Source organism: Streptomyces cavernae (assembly GCF_004023625.1).
GTDB classification, from domain to species: domain Bacteria; phylum Actinomycetota; class Actinomycetes; order Streptomycetales; family Streptomycetaceae; genus Streptomyces; species Streptomyces cavernae.
This window is the reverse complement of the sequence record NZ_ML137714.1, coordinates 114241-130998: the sequence shown is the minus strand read 5'-3', so window position 1 is coordinate 130998 and position 16758 is coordinate 114241. Positions and strand designations below refer to the sequence as shown.

The following is a 16758-nucleotide window of genomic DNA, read 5'->3' as shown; positions in this document are numbered from 1 at the left end:
GCCCCGGGCTCGCTCGGTCTTCGCTGGTGACGACGGAGGCCGTTTGTCCTCCGGTGGCGGCCCGGAGCCCTCCCGGTCTTCGGTGGCGGCGTGGGGGCCGCTGTCTTCACCCTGCTGTGAGCCGGATCGGAGGGATCCCCGAGAGCAGTGACGTGAGGGCTTGGTCGAGGTCGGGGCCGTAGTACCAGTCGCCGGTGTGGTCGAGGGCGTAGACGCGGCCTTCGGTGTCGATGGCGAGGAGTGTGTTGTTGTCCGTTTCCTCGCCGAGGGGGGTTACCTCGGTGTCGAGGGAGCGTCCGAGGTCGCCGAGGGTGCGGGCCATGTGGAGGCCGTGCAGGGGGTTCAGGTCGAGGGTTGCGGGTGATATCTGGCGGCCTTGGCCTTTGGCGGTGATGTGGAGTGCGCCGAATTCGGCCCAGGCTTCGACGGCGGCGGGGAACACGGCGTGGCGGTGTCCGGCGGGTGAGGTGTGTTCGCGGAGGGTGTCGGCCCAGATTTCGGCTTGCTTGATGTTCCAGCGGCCGGGTTGCCATCCGGCGGTGCGCAGTGCGGCGTCGACGGGGACGGGGAAGCGGGTGGGGGAGGTGTGGTCTGGGTGCATCGGCCCTTTGATCGTTCGTGCTGGGTGATGGCTGGAGCTCGGTGGTTCGGCGGGGCGTCGTTCAGCGGGTCGTCGTGGGGTCGACGACGCGGACGCCGAAGTGGTCGCTGAGGGCCTGGCAGGCGCGGCAGGGGCGGGCGAAGCTGCCGTGGAGGGGGTCGCCGTCCTCGCGGATGCGGCGGGTGGTGAGTTTGGCTTGTTTGAGTGTTTTGCGGGCTTCGCCGTTGGTCATGGGTTTTCGCGCGGAGCGTCTGGAGCGGGCTGCGTCCGCTGTGCTGAGGTGCCGGGAGATGAGGATGGTTTCGGCGCAGCGTCCGGTGAAGCGGTCGCGTTGGCTGCTGGGGAGGGTGTCGAGGAAGTCCTGGACGAGGGGGTGGAGTGTGGGGGGTTGGTCGGCGCGTGCGGCGGTGCCGGTGAGGGTTTCGCCGCGTACGGAGAGTGCTGCGGCGACGGTGGGGAGGATGCCGTCGCGGCGGTGGTGGAGCGTGGGTGCGAGTGGTTGCTCGGCGGCGCTCCAGCCGATTCTCGGGTCTCCGGTTTTGGTGCCCGTTTTGGTTGTGTGCATGTTTGTGCTCCCCTCTGTGCATCCCCCCGGTGCGGGGACAGAGTGCCAAACTCCGTGCCGTCAGCGGTAGCTGGGGCGGTGCGACACGCGTGGGCTTCGGCTGAGGGTTACGGCGGGGTGACGGCTGGTCACGGAAGTGGAGGGCCGGTGACCGGTGTCGTCGTACCGCATAGGCTGTGGCTGTCCGCGATCCGCGACTACTGAGATGCCGCAGGGGGCAACCGCCATGACGACAGGTCGGCTCGGGCAGCAAGCCGCGCCGCCGAACGCGGCCTATGCCGGGCAGCTCGTGCATTTTCCGGACCCGGTTCGGGCGTCGCGTCATCCGTCGGGGGTGCGGGTCGACGAGCACGGTTATCCCGACTTCTCGCCGTATGCGCGGGCCGCTGCGGAGATCGCCGAGCCGCCGGAGGGGTTCGGTGTCGATGAGTTGCGGTTGACGGATTATGTGTCGGCGAACGCGGCGTTGGCTGCGGACGGGCATGAGTTGTGGGACACGGTTTCGTCGGTTTCGACTCCGCATGGCTGGACGTGGCATCACGTGCGGGGCTCGCGGCGGCTGGAGTTGGTGCCGGTCGAGGTGAAGGCGTTGCTGAGGCATCATGGCGGGCTCGCGACGTCGGCGGTGGACCAGACCAAGCGGGGGACTCGGCCGTTGCAGGAGACGCGGCCGGTGCATTTCGGGTTGCCCAAGTCGGGTGTGGCGGTGACCGAGCAGCAGGTGCTGGGGGTCGAGGAGGAGCTCGGGTACCGGTTGCCGGGGGCGTACCGGTCGTTTCTGAAGGCGGCGGGTGGGTGTGCGCCGGAGGGGGCGGCGTTGGACGCGGAGTTGGGCTTGCTGGTGGACCAGCCGTTCTTCACGGTGCGTGACCAGGCCGCCGTGAATGATCTTGTGTATGTCAACAAGTGTCTGCGGGATCACCTGACCAAGGATTTTCTGGGGGTCGGGTTTGTGCAGGGCGGGTTGTTGGCGGTGAAGGTGAAGGGGGACCGGATCGGGTCCGTTTGGTTCTGTGCGTATGACGACGCGCGGGATGTGGATCCGTCATGGTCGGCCGCTGAGCGGGTGCGGCGGTTGTTGTTGCCGTGTGGTGATGACTTCGACGCGTTCCTGGGCCGGTTGGCGGGTAGTCCGCCGGAGCTGGAGACGGTGGCGAATCTGATGGTGGACGGCGGTTTCGCCCGGGCCGTGCCGGTGTCCTCGGTGGGGGAGTGAGCGTCGGATGGTGACTTTCGCGCAGGCGCAGGAGCGTGCCGAGGAGTGGATCAACGGGGATGTGCCCGCGTATCAGCATCGTGAGGTGCGGGTGCGGGAGTTCGAGCTGGGGTTTGTGGTCTGGGCGGAGGACCGGGCCGATGGGCCGCGTTCGGACGGTGGTGCGCAGCGGCTGGTGATCGCCCGGGACAGTGGTGAGGCCACGTTGTGGCCGGGGTTGCCGGTGGGTGAGGTGATCCGGCGGTACGAGGAGGAGTACGGGTCGGCGGCCGGGGCGCCGGAGCCGGTGGACCGGCGGCCGGAGCGGGTGGATCTGAATCAGACGTCGTTCTTGTTGAGTCCGCCGGAGTGGCTTCTGGAGGCGGCGGACAAGTTGGGTGTCGGGGACCGTCGGGGTTCCGGTGATGCCGGTTCCGGGTCGCCTGGTGCGGGTGCGGAGGAGCCCCGTGATGCGGCGCCGGGTGGTGGGGGTCGTACGCCGGGGCTCGCGCCGACGACGCCGGGGGTGCCTGCGGCGCGTACGACGCCGGGGGTGCCGTCGGGGGACGCTGCTGCGTCTGCCTCTGCCTCTGCCTCTGCCTCTGCTTCGGGTTCGGGTTCTGGTCCTGTTTCGGCTCCTGGTTCGGGTTCGCGTTCCGGTGCGGGTTCCGGATCGGCTTCGGGGCGCGGTTTGTCGTGGCCGGAGGCCGGTGGTGACGAGGATGTGCCGGACGGGGCGACGCCGTGGGCGGGGACGGACACCAACGCCGATGCGGGCGAGGACCGTTCGGTGCCGTTGCCGGACACGGTGTTCGCGCCGCAGTTGGATGACCCGGGCGAGGACCGGCCGTCGTCGCTGACGGAGCCGGAAGCCCGGACCGCGTTGATGTCGGGGGGCAGTCAGCTGCCGCCGACGGCGGTGTCGCCGGCGTTGGGGGAGCCGGGGCGGCCCGGGTACGGGTATCCGCAGGGTGTGCCGGGGGCTGTGCCGCCTGGTGCGGTGCCGCCGGGGGCCGCGCGTCCGGGTGTGCCGTCCTACGGTTATCCGCATGGCCCGGGCGGTGTGTCCGGTGCTCCGGGCGGTCCCGGGGGAACCGGTGTGCCGCCTGCGCCCGCGCCGTCCTATGGGTATCCGCACGGTCCTGGTGGGGGGCCGAGTGTTCCGCCGCCGGGTCCGGTTCCGCCGCCGGGCTCTGTTCCGCCGCCGGGTCCGGTGGCTCCCGCCGCGCCGAGCGCGAGTGACATCGCGGAGGCCGCGACGAGCAAGGCGCCGCCGCCGTCCCGTCGTTCGACGACTCCGCCGCCGCCGGGCGCGCCCGGGACGCCGGGTGCGCGGGCCGGTGGTGCGCGTCCGGCTTCGGGTCCCGGTGCTCCGGGGACGCCCGCGGGCGGCTACATGCCGACGCAGCTCGTTTCGAACCTCGGGGCCGACGGTTCTTCCGGGGCCGGCGGACCGGGTGCGCCGGGTGGGCAGACTCCTCCTGGTCCTCCTGGTTCGCCTGGTGGCCCTGGCGGGCCACGGCCGCCCGGTGCGCCCGCCGGTGGTGTGCACCATGCCGCGACGGTGTTCTCGGATCCCAGCCCGGGCGGGGGAGCGCAGGCAGCGCCCCAGCCCCCCGGCGCTCCGGGTGCTCCGGGTGCGCCGCAGCCTCCTGGTGCTCCCGGCGGACAGGCTCCGGGTGCCGTTCATCACGCGGAGACCGTGCTGTCGGGACCGCCCATGGGTGCTCCGGGTGCTCCAGGTGCGCCGGGTTCGCCACCACCGCCGCCGCCGGTTCCCGGTGCGCCCGCGGGTGCCCCGCAGCCGATGCCGCCGGGCGCACCGGCGGTTCCTGGTGCTCCGGGTGCTCCGGGTGCGGTGCCGCCCGGCCGGCCCGTGCCCGGGCAGTCCCTCCCCGGCCAGTCCGTCCCCGGTCGGCCCGTGCCGGGTCAGCCCCCGGCGTACGGGTATCCGCAGCAGGGGCAGCCGACGGTCGGTCCGGGATATCAGGCCGTGCTGCGTTACCGGGCGCCGGACGGTTCGGAGCAGCAGGTGATCCGGCGTTCGGCGCCGGGTACGCCGCATCCGGAGTGGCAGATCTTCCATGAGCTGCGCGGTATGAACATTCCGCCGGACCAGGTGCTCGAACTGCACACGGAGTTGGAGTCGTGTGAGTTGCCGGGTGCGTACTGTGCGCGGATGATCCGGGAGCAGTGGCCGAACGCGCGGATCACGAGCATCGCGCCGTACGGCCGTGACCACGCCAGCCGGCAGCAAGGAATGCAGCAACTCCTGGTTCACCAGGGTGAGTTGCATCAGGTGGCGGACGGTCCGGCGCGGCCGGCACCGGTGCGGGCGCCGCTTCCGCCGGTGCAGCCGGCCGCGCCGGTTCCGCCGGAGGGCATCGCCCAGGAGCTGGCGGCGGCGTTCGGGCCGGGGATCTTCCGGTTCGATCAGGGGGCGGTCTCCCGGCAGGGGGTGCCGAACATCGTGGCGCACACCCTGGTCGTGGCCGGGCTCCCGGTCGACATGGGGCCGTTCTTCTGGGCTCAGGCGCAGCCGGGGCGTCCGGTGCCGACGCTGGCGGAGCTGGCGCAGGAGCGTGGGTTGCAGCCGGCCGCGGACGCGGGCTCGTACCTCGTCATGGGCAGTGACTTCGGGCGTGCGATCTGTGTGCAGTACGGCACGGCGAACATCGTGGCCGTGCCGGTGGAGTCGGGGCCCGGTGGTGCTCCGGTGCCGCCGCAGTTCGTTAACACGGGGCTGACGGAGTTCCAGCGGTGTCTGGCGTTGCTCGGGCGGATGTGGCGGCTGCGGTACGGGCTGAACCAGGAGCAGGCGGGTCGTTGGACCGTCGACTTCCAGGCGCAGCTCGCCTCGCTCGACGGGGCGGCGCTCGCGTCGCCGGAGAGCTGGTGGTCGGTGCTGTTGGAACAGATGTGGGACGGCCTGCTGTAGTGCGGTTCGAGTGCGACTCGAGTGCGATTCGCGTGCTGTTCCAGTGCTGTTGTAGTGCTGCCGTGGCGCTGCCGTGTGCTGTCGTAGCTCCTGGTTGACGTTCATGGTTGGCGTTCTTGTTGGCGTTCTTGGTTGACGTTCTCTGCTGATGGCAGGTGATGGGCGCTCGATCCGCGTGGCGGGTCGGGCGCCTTCGTCATGTCTGCTCCTCGTCCGGGCGGAGTGTCGCGTTATGAACACTTCCGTCTGATCCATCAAGATGTGCGCGGAATCATCGTTGGTGTACGTAGTGCCCGCCGAAAGGGGTTCCGGATGAGCAGCGCGCAGGGGTTCGTCGTTGTACGGGGGCGGGGGTACCGGACCGATCAGGTGGACGCGTACGCGGCGGAGCTGTCTCAGGCGCGGGACGCGGCGTGGGAGCGGGCGGCCCGGCTGACCGTGCTGGCCAGGCGGATGGAGGAGGAGCTGCTGCGGCTGCGCGAGGTGGTGGCGGGGCTCGGGGAGCAGACGTACGAGTTGCTCGGTGAGCGCGCGCAGCAGATCTTCCAGCTCGGACTGGAGGAGGCCGCGGCGGTGCGCGAGTCGGCGCGCGGTGCGGCGCGGGCGTTGGTGGAGGAGGTGGAGGCGGCGGCCCGGCAGGTGTGTGAGTCCGCGCGGGCCGAGGCCGAGGAGTTGACGGCGGAGGTGGAGGAGCGGGCCCGGCACCGGCTGCTGGCGGCGCAGGCGGAGGCCGATGAGATCCGGGTGTCGGCGCGGCGTGAGGTGAAGGAGTTCCGCGGCGAGGCGTGTGCCGCGCTGCGGGAGGTGCGGCAGCGGACCGAGGCGCTGCTGGAGGAGCGGCACAAGGAGCAGTCGGAGCGGTGGGCGGCGCTGGAGCGGGAGTTGTCGGAGCGGGAGGCCGCGTTGGACGCGCACCACGCGGACATGGTGTCGCGGGCCGAGGTGGCGCTCGTGGCGGCCGAGCGGGCGCATGCGGAGGCGCAGCGGGTGGCGCCGCACTGCGAGGAGGAGGCTGTCGCCCGGGCGGCCGAGATCCTGGCGGAGGCCCGGGCGCGGGAGGAGCGGATCGCCCGTGAGACGGAGCGGACGCTGCGCGCGCATGGCGAGGAGTGGGACCAGGTGCGGGCGCACATGGACCACATCCGCAACAGCCTTTCCGCGTTGACGGGCCGTGCCGCGGAGTAGGGATGGTCAGTCGGGTACGGGCGCGTGGTCCTGGTGTGGTTCAGGGGTGCTGAGTACGGGGAAGCGGCGCGGGGCGAGTAGGAGGAGGGTCAGGAAGGCGAGTGCGGCGGCCGCGGCCGCGCCTAGGTAGACGGCGTGGACGGCTTCGGCGATCGCGTGCCGGAGGTGGTCGGAGGCCGCGCTGTCGTCGAGGTCGCGGGCGACGGAGTCGAGGTCGCCGGCGCCGCCGAGCCGGGCGGCCAGCACCCCGTTGGCGATCGCGCCGAACAGGGCCGCGCCGAGCGTCTGGCCGGTCTGACGGCAGAACAGGACGGACGCGGTGGTGGTGCCGCGTTCCGCCCAGCCGACGGTGGACTGTACGCCGACGACGAGCGGGAGTTGGAAGAGGCCGAGCGCTCCGCCGAGCAGCAGCATGAGCAGGGTCGGCTGCCATGGTTCGCCGGGGTAGGGCAGGAAGGGGAACGCGAGCAGGAGCAGGGTGGCGATGCCGATGCCGAGCATGGCGGTGGCGCGGAAGCCGATGCGCCGGTAGACGTGCTGGCTGAGTGCCGCCGACAGGGGCCAGCTGAGCGTCCACACGGACAGTACGAATCCGGCGGCGATCGGGGCGAGGCCGAGGACGGACTGTGCGTAGGTCGGCAGGAACACCGTCGGGGCGACCATGAGCAGGCCGAGCGCGCCCAGGGCCAGATTGACGGCCGCGATGGTGCGGCGCCGCCACACCCAGCCGGGGATGATGGGTTCGGCGGCCCGCCGTTCGATCACCACGACGACCGCGGCCAGCGCGAGTCCGGTGCCGAACAGGGCCAGTGACGGGGTGGAGAGCCACGGCCAGGCGACGCCGCCCTGGACGAGGGCGGTGAGCAGGGCGCCGCCGCAGGCGAAGACGGCGAGGGCGCCCGCCCAGTCGATGCGCGGGCGCCGGGGTGTGTCGCGGCGGGGTTCGTGGAGGTGGCGGACGAGCAGCCACAGGGCGAGCCCGCCGACCGGCAGGTTGATGAGGAAGATCCAGCGCCAGTCGGCGTATGAGGCGAGGATCCCGCCGAGTGCTGGGCCCATGACGGCCGAGGTCGCCCACACCGTGGACAGCTTGGCCTGGATCCTGGGGCGTTCCTCGAGCGGGTAGAGGTCGGCGGCGAGTGTCTGCACGGTGCCCTGCAGGGCACCGCCTCCGAGGCCCTGGACGATCCGGAAGGCGATGAGCGCGGCCATGTTCCAGGCGGCGGCGCACAGCAGTGAACCGAGCAGGAACAGTGCGCTGCCGAAGACGAGGACGGGCCGCCGGCCGAAGGTGTCGGAGAGCTTGCCGTAGACGGGCAGGGTCACGGTGACGGCGAGCAGGAAGCCGGAGAACAGCCAGGAGAAGACGGAGAACCCGCCCAGGTCCCCGACGATCTGGGGGACGGCGGTGGAGACGATGGTGGAGTCGAGGGCGACCAGCGCCATGGACAGCATGAGCGCGGCGACCACGGGTCCGCGTCTGCCGGTCCGGGTGCGTTGTGCGGTGTCGTGTGTCGCGGGTCTGGTATCCCCCACCGGATTCCTTCCCGTTGCCCCTTGCATCGATCTGTCGGCGAACACCATCTCATCGAGGTCTTGCGCGGCGGGAGGGTGCCGTTCCGTGCGGTGGGACGGCGCGGTGCGGGTGCGAGTGAGGCCTCGGGTGTGCCGTGTAGGTGTTGGGGCTGGTGCGCGGGGCGGCCTTGACCCTCACGCGGCGGCAGGGTGGACGCTGACGGGGCGGCAGGGTGGACGCTGACGGGGCGAGGGGTGGGCGGAACCCCGAGTTCCCTCCACCTGGCGGTGGAGAGCCCCTAGGGGTACCTCGGTACTAAGCATGGGGTAGGGCTCGTACCACCGGAGGAAGAGGCGGACGGTGCCCGCTCCTTAGGCTGGCTTTACGCCGACGGGGCGCAGGTCAGGTACGGGACGTCGTACCGACCGCACCGTGGGGGGTGGGGTTTTCCCCAGCAGAAGACGGGGCCGGGCACCAGCGCGCCGGACCCCCGTCCGCGACCAGACTGATCGGCGTAGCGCAGCACACCGAAGCACCAGGACATGACCGGCGAACGGCGTTGACCAGACGTTGACCGACTTAGGAGACTTACCGTGACATCGGCTGTGACCATCACCAGGCACGGGGGAACTGGCGGGCGTACGGCCGTTGCCGCGCGGGCGCGACAGGTCGTCAAGGCGTATGGCTCCGGGGAGACGCGTGTCGTCGCCCTCGACCACGTCGACGTGGACATCGCCCGCGGTCAGTTCACCGCGATCATGGGTCCTTCGGGGTCCGGCAAGTCGACGTTGATGCACTGCCTCGCCGGGCTCGACACCGTCACCTCGGGGCAGATCTACCTCGACGAGACCGAGATCACCGGGCTGAAGGACAAGAAGCTCACACAGCTGCGACGGGACCGGATCGGCTTCATCTTCCAGGCGTTCAACCTGCTGCCGACGCTGAACGCGCTGGAGAACATCACGCTGCCGATGGACATCGCGGGCCGTAAGCCGGACCGCGCCTGGCTGGACCAGGTCGTCGACACCGTCGGGCTGAGGGAGCGGCTCAAGCACCGTCCGACCCAGCTCTCCGGCGGTCAGCAGCAGCGGGTGGCGGTGGCGCGGGCGCTCGCCGCCCGGCCGGAGATCATCTTCGGTGACGAGCCGACCGGAAACCTCGACTCGCGCGCCGGCGCCGAAGTCCTCGGCTTCCTGCGCAAGTCGGTGGACGAGCTGGGCCAGACCATCGTGATGGTGACGCACGACCCGGTGGCGGCCTCGTACGCGGACCGGGTGCTGTATCTCGCCGACGGCCGGATCGTCGACGAGATGTACCAGCCGACGGCCGATCAGGTTCTGGACCGTATGAAGGACTTCGACGCCCGGGGGCGCACGTCATGACCGTCATGAAGACCTCGATGCGCAACTTCTTCGCGCACAAGGGGCGGATGGCGTTGTCCGCCGTGGCCGTCCTGCTGTCCGTCGCCTTCGTCTGCGGCACCCTCGTCTTCACCGACACGATGAGCACGACGTTCGACAAGCTGTTCGCGGCCACGTCGTCGGATGTGACGGTGAGTGCGAAGGGCTCCTCGGACACCGGTGAGACGACGTCCGACAACGGCAGGCCGCCGGTCGTGCCGGCCGCCGTGCTCGGCGAGGTGCGCAAGGTGGACGGGGTGAAGTCGGCGGAGGGGACGGTGTTCTCGACGTCGGTGACCGTCGTCGACGCCGACAAGGACAACCTGTCCCCGTCCAGCGGCGCGCCCACCATCGTCGGCAGCTGGAACAGCAACGACGCCCGCACCATGAAGATCACCTCCGGGGCGGCGCCGAAGGGCGCGGACCAGGTGATGGTCGATGCGGACACCGCCGACAAGCACGACCTGAAGCTCGGTGACGAGATCGGTGTGATCACCGCGGTCGGCACCCACGAGGCGAAGATCTCCGGCATCGCGACGTTCACGGTCACCAACCCCGGTGCCGCGATCTTCTACCTGGACACGAAGACCGCGCAGCAGGCCCTGGTCGGGAAAGGCGGCGTCTACACGAACGTCAACGTCATGGCCGCCTCCGGCGTGAGTGACGCGCAGCTGAAGAGCAACCTGGTGGCCGAGCTCGGCGACGGCGTGAAGGTGCAGACGGCCAAGGAGGTCGCCGACGCCAACGCCAAGGACGTCGGCGAGTTCCTGAACGTGATGAAGTACGCGATGCTCGGCTTCGCCGGGATCGCCTTCCTCGTCGGAATCTTCCTGATCATCAACACGTTCTCGATGCTGGTCGCGCAGCGCACGCGCGAGATCGGTCTGATGCGTGCCATCGGCTCCTCCCGCAAGCAGGTCAACCGGTCGGTGCTGGTCGAGGCGCTGCTGCTCGGCCTGTTCGGGTCGGTGCTCGGTGTCGGTGCGGGCGTCGGGATCGCGGTCGGGCTGATGAAGCTCATGGGATCCATGGGCATGCACCTGTCGACGGACGATCTGACGGTGGCCTGGACGACTCCGGTGATCGGTCTCGTGCTGGGTGTCGTGGTCACGGTCCTGGCCGCCTACCTCCCGGCCCGGCGCGCCGGGAAGGTGTCGCCGATGGCCGCGCTGCGTGACGCCGGTGCCCCGGCGGACGCCAAGGCGGGCTTGGTGCGGGGCGTGCTCGGCACGGTCCTCACCGGGGCCGGCGGGTTCGGTCTCTACCTGGCCGGTTCGGCCGACAAGGCGAGCGAGGGCTCGCTGTGGCTGGGTCTCGGTGTGGTGCTGTCGCTTATCGGGTTCGTGGTCATCGGCCCGCTGCTCGCGGGCGGCGTGGTCCGGGTGCTGGGCGCGGCGGTCCTGCGGGTCTTCGGCCCGGTGGGGCGGATGGCCGAGCGCAACGCGCTGCGCAACCCGCGCCGTACCGGTGCCACGGGTGCGGCCCTGATGATCGGTCTGGCGCTGGTGGCGTGCCTGTCGGTGGTCGGCTCGTCCATGGTGGCCTCCGCCACGGACCAGCTCGACAAAACCGTCGGCACGGACTTCATCATCCAGTCCGACACCGGGCAGCTGGTCACCCCGGAGGCCGTCAAGGCGGTGAAGTCGACGCCGGGCCTGGAGCGGGTCACGGAGTACAAGTGGACCCAGGCCGACTTCACCACACCCGACGGCAAGACCCTCAAGAAGACCGCGATCACCGCGGCCGACCCTTCGTACGCGACGGACCTGCGCACCGAGACGGTCGCCGGAAAGCTCACCGACGCCTACCGGCCGGACTCCATGTCCGTCCACGAGCAGTTCGCGAAGGACCACGGCATCCGTCTCGGCTCGACGATCACCGTGGCCTTCAGGGACGGCAGGGCGGCGAAGCTGACGGTCCGCGCCATCACCAGCAGTGACGCGGTCATCGACCAGGGTGCGATGTACACGTCCATCGCGACGATGGCGAAGTACGTGCCGGCCGACAAGATGCCGCTCGACCAGCTGGTGTTCGCCTCCGCCAAGGACGGCCGGCAGGCGGCCGCGTACAAGTCGCTGAAGTCGGCGCTGGACGACTACCCGCAGTACAAGGTCCGCGACCAGACCGACTACAAGCAGGCGCTGAAGGACCAGATCGGGCAGCTGCTGAACATGATCTACGGTCTGCTGGCGCTCGCGATCATCGTCGCGATCCTGGGTGTGGTGAACACCCTGGCCCTGTCGGTGGTGGAGCGGACCCGGGAGATCGGCCTGATGCGGGCGATCGGCCTGTCGCGGCGCCAGCTGCGCCGGATGATCCGTCTGGAGTCGGTGGTGATCGCCCTGTTCGGCGCGCTGCTGGGCCTGGGCCTGGGCATGGGCTGGGGAGCGACCGCGCAGCAGCTGCTGGCTCTCGAGGGCTTCACCGTCCTGGAAATCCCGTGGCCGACGATCACGGCGGTGTTCCTCGGCTCGGCGTTCGTGGGACTGTTCGCGGCACTGATCCCGGCGTTCCGGGCGGGGCGGATGAACGTGCTGAACGCGATCGCGACCGACTAGCCGCCACCCGGCGGGGGCTACGGGGGAGCACGGGGAACGGGGGAGCACGGGGAACGGGGGAGCACTGGGAACGGGGGAACACGAGGAAAGGGCCGGGCCCGGCGGGGAGATCCGCCGGGCCCGGCCCCACGCGTGCGTGTGGTTGGCGGGCTCGGGGCTGGTACCGATAGGTGCGGGGGTTGGGCGCCCGGGCCGTGTGCGCGTGCGGTTGGCGGGCCCGGGCCATGCGCGCGTGGGGTTATGGAACGCGTCCGATGTGCAGCACGAAGATGGTGATCGCGCCGTCGTTGATCTCGTACATGAGCCGGTACAGCCCGACGTGCAGGCGGCGCAGGTCCGGTGAGCCGAGGGCGATGGTTCCCTCGGGACGAGGATCGTCGGCGAGCAGGTCGACGGCGGCGAAGACCTGGCGCAGTCCGTCGGGGTCGTCCTTCAGGAAACGGACGGCGTTGCTGGTCGCCTGCTCGTGCCAGATGATCTGGTAGGTCACTCATCCTCCATGCCGAGCAACCTGCGGACCTCTTCGTGTGGCACGCCGGCGAACGTGCCGTTCGCCTTCTCCGCCCGGTACCGGGCGAGTGCGAGCTGTTCCTCCAGCTCCAGTACGCGCTCCTCCAGCTCGGCCAGTTCCCTCGGGTTTATGAAGACGACCGCGGCCCGGCCGTGATCGGTGATGGTGATGCGCTGGCGGTCGTGGGACGCCCGGCGGACGAGCGAGCCGAACTGAGCCCGGGCCTCGGTGAGGGGAAAAGTGGCATCCGTGCTGGGAAGCGAGAGACTCATGTACAGAACTGTACGGTTCGAGACGGGCCTGGTCGATGACCGAAACCGGCGCAAAGGGCTGAACCCGGGCACTGGCCCCGCGGAGCCGAGGCGTCGCGTGCGCACAGCGTCGTAACACGGGTCGTCCGGCGCCGGCACGGGCGTCGTTCACAGACGCGGCACCGGCGTCGTTCACAGACCCGGCACAGGCCTCGCTCACAGACCCGGGCACAGGTGTTGTCGACAGACCCGTCACGGGGGTTGTGCACTGGCCCGCGGCGGGCGTTGTCCACAGCCCCGTCACACGCGAGCGCGGCGTCGTAGGCTGGAACACCTCCCCCGGCCCGCAGCGCGCGTCGGGCGGTTCGCGTTACCCCACTCAAGCCGGGATGGAAGCCCCTTCATGAGCCTGCACGGTCTGCTCGACGCCGTAGTCAAGGACACCGCCCTCACCGAGGCGGTCCAGGCCGCCGCCGACGGCCACCGCATGCACGTGGACCTGGTGGGGCCCCCGGCCGCCCGTCCCTTCGCCGTGGCCGCCCTGGCCCGTGACACGGGGCGCGCGGTGCTCGCCGTCACCGCCACCGGCCGCGAGGCGGAGGACCTCGCGGCGGCCCTGCGCAGCTTGCTGCCCCCGGAGGGCGTGGTGGAGTACCCCTCCTGGGAGACGCTCCCGCACGAACGCCTCAGCCCTCGCAGCGACACCGTGGGCCGTCGCCTCGCCGTGCTGCGCCGGCTCGCCCACCCCAGCGCTGACGACCCGGAGACGGGGCCCGTCTCGGTCGTCGTCGCCCCCGTGCGGTCCGTGCTCCAACCCCAGGTCAAGGGGCTCGGCGACTTGGAGCCGGTGGCACTGCGCACCGGGCAGACGGCCGATCTGAACGAGGTCGTGGACGCCCTCGCGGCCGCCGCCTACTCCCGGGTCGAGCTGGTCGAGAAACGCGGCGAGTTCGCGGTCCGCGGCGGCATCCTCGACGTCTTCCCGCCCACTGAGGAACACCCGCTCCGCATCGAGTTCTGGGGCGACGACGTCGAGGAGATCCGCTACTTCAAGGTCGCCGACCAGCGCTCCCTGGAGGTCGCCGAGCACGGCCTGTGGGCGCCCCCGTGCCGCGAACTGCTGCTCACCGACGAGGTGCGGCGACGCGCCGCGGCGCTCGCCGAACAGCACCCCGAACTCGGCGAACTGCTCGGCAAGATCGCCGAGGGGATCGCCGTCGAGGGCATGGAGTCCCTCGCGCCCGTCCTCGTCGACGACATGGAGCTGCTGCTCGACGTGCTGCCCAAGGGCAGCATGAGTGTCGTGTGCGACCCGGAGCGGGTGCGCACGCGCGCCGCGGACCTGGTGGCGACCTCGCAGGAGTTCCTTCAGGCGTCGTGGGCGGCCACCGCCGGTGGCGGCGAGGCCCCCATCGACGTCGACGCGGCCTCGCTGTGGTCCATCGCGGACGTCCGGGACCGCGCCCGTGAACTGGACATGATGTGGTGGTCGGTGTCCCCGTTCGCGGCGGGCGAGGCCATCGACGACGCGGACGCGGACACTCTCAAGCTGGGCATGCACGCACCGGAGACCTACCGCGGTGACACCGCGAAGGCGCTCGCGGACACCAAGGGCTGGCTCGCCGACGGCTGGCGCACCGTGTTCGTCACCGAGGGCCACGGCCCCGCCGCCCGCACGGTGGAGGTCCTCGGAAGCGAGGGCATCGCCGCCCGGCTGGACGCCGATCTCGCCGCCATCAGCCCGTCCGTGGTGCATGTCTCCTGCGGCTCGATCGACTACGGCTTCGTCGACCCGGGACTGAAGCTCGCGGTTCTCACCGAGACCGACCTGTCCGGCCAGAAGGCGGCCGGCCGGGACGGCGCCCGGATGCCCGCCCGGCGCCGCAAGACCATCGACCCCCTCACCCTCGAAGCGGGCGACTACATCGTCCACGAACAGCACGGCGTGGGCCGCTACATCGAGATGGTGCAGCGCACCGTCCAGGGAGCGACCCGCGAGTACCTCGTCGTCGAGTACGCGCCCGCCAAGCGCGGCCAGCCCGGCGACCGGCTCTACATCCCCACCGACCAGCTGGAGCAGATCACCAAGTACGTCGGCGGAGAGGCCCCCACGCTGCACCGCCTCGGCGGCGCGGACTGGACGAAGACGAAGGCCCGCGCGAAGAAGGCGGTCAAGGAAATCGCCGCCGACCTCATCAAGCTCTACAGCGCACGCATGGCGGCCCCCGGGCACTCCTTCGCCCCCGACACCCCCTGGCAGCGCGAGCTGGAGGACGCCTTCCCGTACGCGGAGACCCCCGACCAGCTGACCACGATCGCCGAGGTCAAGGAGGACATGGAGAAGACGGTCCCGATGGACCGTCTGATCTGCGGCGACGTCGGCTACGGCAAGACGGAGATCGCGGTCCGCGCGGCCTTCAAGGCGGTGCAGGACGGCAAGCAGGTCGCCGTACTCGTCCCCACGACCCTGCTGGTGCAGCAGCACTTCGGCACCTTCAGCGACCGCTACGCCCAGTTCCCGGTCAACGTGAAGGCGCTGTCCCGGTTCCAGACGGACACGGAGGCGAAGGCCGTCCTGGAGGGGCTGCGCGAAGGCTCGGTGGACATCGTCATCGGCACCCACCGGCTGTTCTCGGCGGAGACGAAGTTCAAGGACCTGGGCCTGGTGATCGTCGACGAGGAGCAGCGGTTCGGCGTCGAGCACAAGGAACAGCTGAAGAAGCTCCGCGCCAATGTCGACGTCCTGACGATGTCCGCGACCCCGATCCCCCGAACCCTGGAGATGGCGGTCACGGGCATCCGTGAGATGTCCACGATCACCACGCCCCCGGAGGAGCGCCACCCGGTCCTGACCTTCGTCGGCCCCTACGAGGAGAAGCAGATCGGCGCCGCGATCCGTCGTGAACTGCTGCGCGAGGGCCAGGTCTTCTACATCCACAACCGCGTCGAGTCCATCGACCGGGCCGCCGCCCGGCTGCGTGAGATCGTCCCCGAGGCGCGCATCGCCACGGCCCACGGCCAGATGTCGGAGGCGGCCCTGGAACAGGTGGTCGTCGACTTCTGGGAGAAGAAGTTCGACGTGCTCGTCTCCACGACGATCGTCGAGTCCGGCATCGACATCTCCAACGCCAACACCCTGATCGTGGAGCGCGGCGACAACTTCGGCCTGTCCCAACTGCACCAGCTGCGCGGCCGGGTGGGCCGCGGCCGCGAACGCGGCTACGCCTACTTCCTCTACCCGCCGGAGAAGCCGCTGACGGAGACCGCCCACGAGCGGCTGGCGACGATCGCCCAGCACACCGAGATGGGTGCGGGCATGTACGTGGCGATGAAGGACCTCGAGATCCGCGGCGCGGGCAACCTGCTCGGCGGCGAGCAGTCGGGCCATATCGCGGGCGTCGGCTTCGACCTGTACGTACGCATGGTCGGCGAGGCGGTGGCGGACTACCGAGCGTCCCTGGAGGGCGGCGTGGAGGAGGAGCCGCCGCTGGAGGTCAAGATCGAGCTCCCCGTCGACGCGCACGTCCCGCACGACTACGCGCCCGGCGAGCGGCTGCGGCTCCAGGCCTACCGTGCCATCGCCTCCGTCAACACCGAGGACGACATCAAGGCCGTACGGGAAGAGCTCGTGGACCGCTACGGCAAGCTTCCCGAGCCGGTGGAGAACCTCCTGCTGGTGGCGGGCCTGCGCATGCTCGCCCGCTCCTGCGGCGTCGGGGAGATCGTCCTGCAGGGCAACAACATCCGCTTCGCCCCGGTGGAGTTGCGGGAGTCCCAGGAACTGCGTTTGAAGCGGCTGTACCCCGGCACGGTCATCAAACCGGCGGTGCGCCAGGTGCTGGTGCCGCGGCCCAAGACGGCGAAGGTCGGCGGGAAGCCGTTGGTCGGGCGGGAGTTGCTGGGGTGGGTCGGCGAGTTCCTGGCTTCCGTGCTGGGGTCGTGAGGCTTCGCGGAGTGTGCGGCTGACGTCCGTATGGACGGCTTATGGACGTGTTGCAGATGTCCGTATGGGCGTGCGGCTGACGTCCCCTGTCCACA

At 70.6% G+C, this 16758-nt stretch carries 11 protein-coding genes; 6 read left to right on the top strand and 5 right to left on the bottom strand.

Going from position 1 to position 16758, the window contains the following annotated elements; genetic code table 11:
* Positions 1-106: 106 nt before the first annotated feature.
* Positions 107-601 carry an SUKH-3 domain-containing protein gene (locus tag EF387_RS08520; RefSeq protein ID WP_128375892.1) on the bottom strand — a complete coding sequence of 165 codons (495 nt, stop codon included), beginning with the start codon at positions 599-601 and terminating at the stop codon, positions 107-109.
* A 61-nt stretch (positions 602-662) separates the two neighbouring features.
* Positions 663-1166, bottom strand: coding sequence for a YwqJ-related putative deaminase (locus EF387_RS08515; RefSeq protein WP_128375891.1), 504 nt, complete (start codon positions 1164-1166; stop codon positions 663-665).
* A 226-nt stretch (positions 1167-1392) separates the two neighbouring features.
* Between EF387_RS08515 and EF387_RS08510 the strand changes: the two genes are divergently transcribed.
* The 3 genes from EF387_RS08510 to EF387_RS46630 all read left to right on the top strand — a co-directional run bounded on the left by EF387_RS08510 (position 1393) and on the right by EF387_RS46630 (position 6484).
* A complete protein-coding gene (locus EF387_RS08510) occupies positions 1393-2382 on the top strand; it encodes an SMI1/KNR4 family protein (protein WP_128375890.1) in 990 nt (329 codons plus the stop codon).
* Between the two features lie 7 nt (positions 2383-2389).
* Complete coding sequence (locus tag EF387_RS08505) at positions 2390-5299, top strand: SUKH-4 family immunity protein (protein ID WP_128375889.1); 2910 nt, start codon at positions 2390-2392, stop codon at positions 5297-5299.
* A gap of 312 nt (positions 5300-5611) precedes the next feature.
* Entirely contained in the window at positions 5612-6484 is an 873-nt protein-coding gene (locus tag EF387_RS46630) for a coiled-coil domain-containing protein (protein ID WP_155589749.1), read from the top strand.
* Positions 6485-6490: 6 nt separating this feature from the next.
* On the opposite strand, the gene EF387_RS08495 is transcribed toward EF387_RS46630, so the two are convergent.
* Positions 6491-8020: an MFS transporter gene (locus EF387_RS08495; RefSeq protein ID WP_238431397.1), complete on the bottom strand. Its 1530-nt coding sequence runs from the start codon at positions 8018-8020 to the stop codon at positions 6491-6493.
* Positions 8021-8593: 573 nt separating this feature from the next.
* Here EF387_RS08495 and EF387_RS08490 point away from each other — a divergent pair.
* Both EF387_RS08490 and EF387_RS08485 read left to right on the top strand, forming a co-directional pair.
* Complete coding sequence (locus EF387_RS08490) at positions 8594-9382, top strand: ABC transporter ATP-binding protein (RefSeq protein ID WP_128375887.1); 789 nt, start codon at positions 8594-8596, stop codon at positions 9380-9382.
* The gene (locus EF387_RS08485) at positions 9379-11958 is read left to right on the top strand and encodes an ABC transporter permease (RefSeq protein ID WP_128375886.1); all 2580 of its coding nucleotides are present in this window, start codon (positions 9379-9381) and stop codon (positions 11956-11958) included. The genes EF387_RS08490 and EF387_RS08485 overlap by 4 nt, the downstream gene beginning before the upstream one ends.
* A gap of 238 nt (positions 11959-12196) precedes the next feature.
* On the opposite strand, the gene EF387_RS08480 is transcribed toward EF387_RS08485, so the two are convergent.
* Both EF387_RS08480 and EF387_RS08475 read right to left on the bottom strand, forming a co-directional pair.
* The gene (locus tag EF387_RS08480; RefSeq protein WP_128375885.1) at positions 12197-12448 is read right to left on the bottom strand and encodes a type II toxin-antitoxin system RelE family toxin; all 252 of its coding nucleotides are present in this window, start codon (positions 12446-12448) and stop codon (positions 12197-12199) included.
* A complete protein-coding gene (locus tag EF387_RS08475) occupies positions 12445-12741 on the bottom strand; it encodes a type II toxin-antitoxin system Phd/YefM family antitoxin (protein WP_128375884.1) in 297 nt (98 codons plus the stop codon). The genes EF387_RS08480 and EF387_RS08475 overlap by 4 nt, the downstream gene beginning before the upstream one ends.
* Before the next feature lie 382 nt (positions 12742-13123).
* Between EF387_RS08475 and mfd the strand changes: the two genes are divergently transcribed.
* Positions 13124-16663 (top strand): transcription-repair coupling factor, encoded by a 3540-nt coding sequence (mfd, locus tag EF387_RS08470; RefSeq protein ID WP_128375883.1) that lies wholly within the window; start codon positions 13124-13126, stop codon positions 16661-16663.
* Positions 16664-16758: the final 95 nt, after the last annotated feature.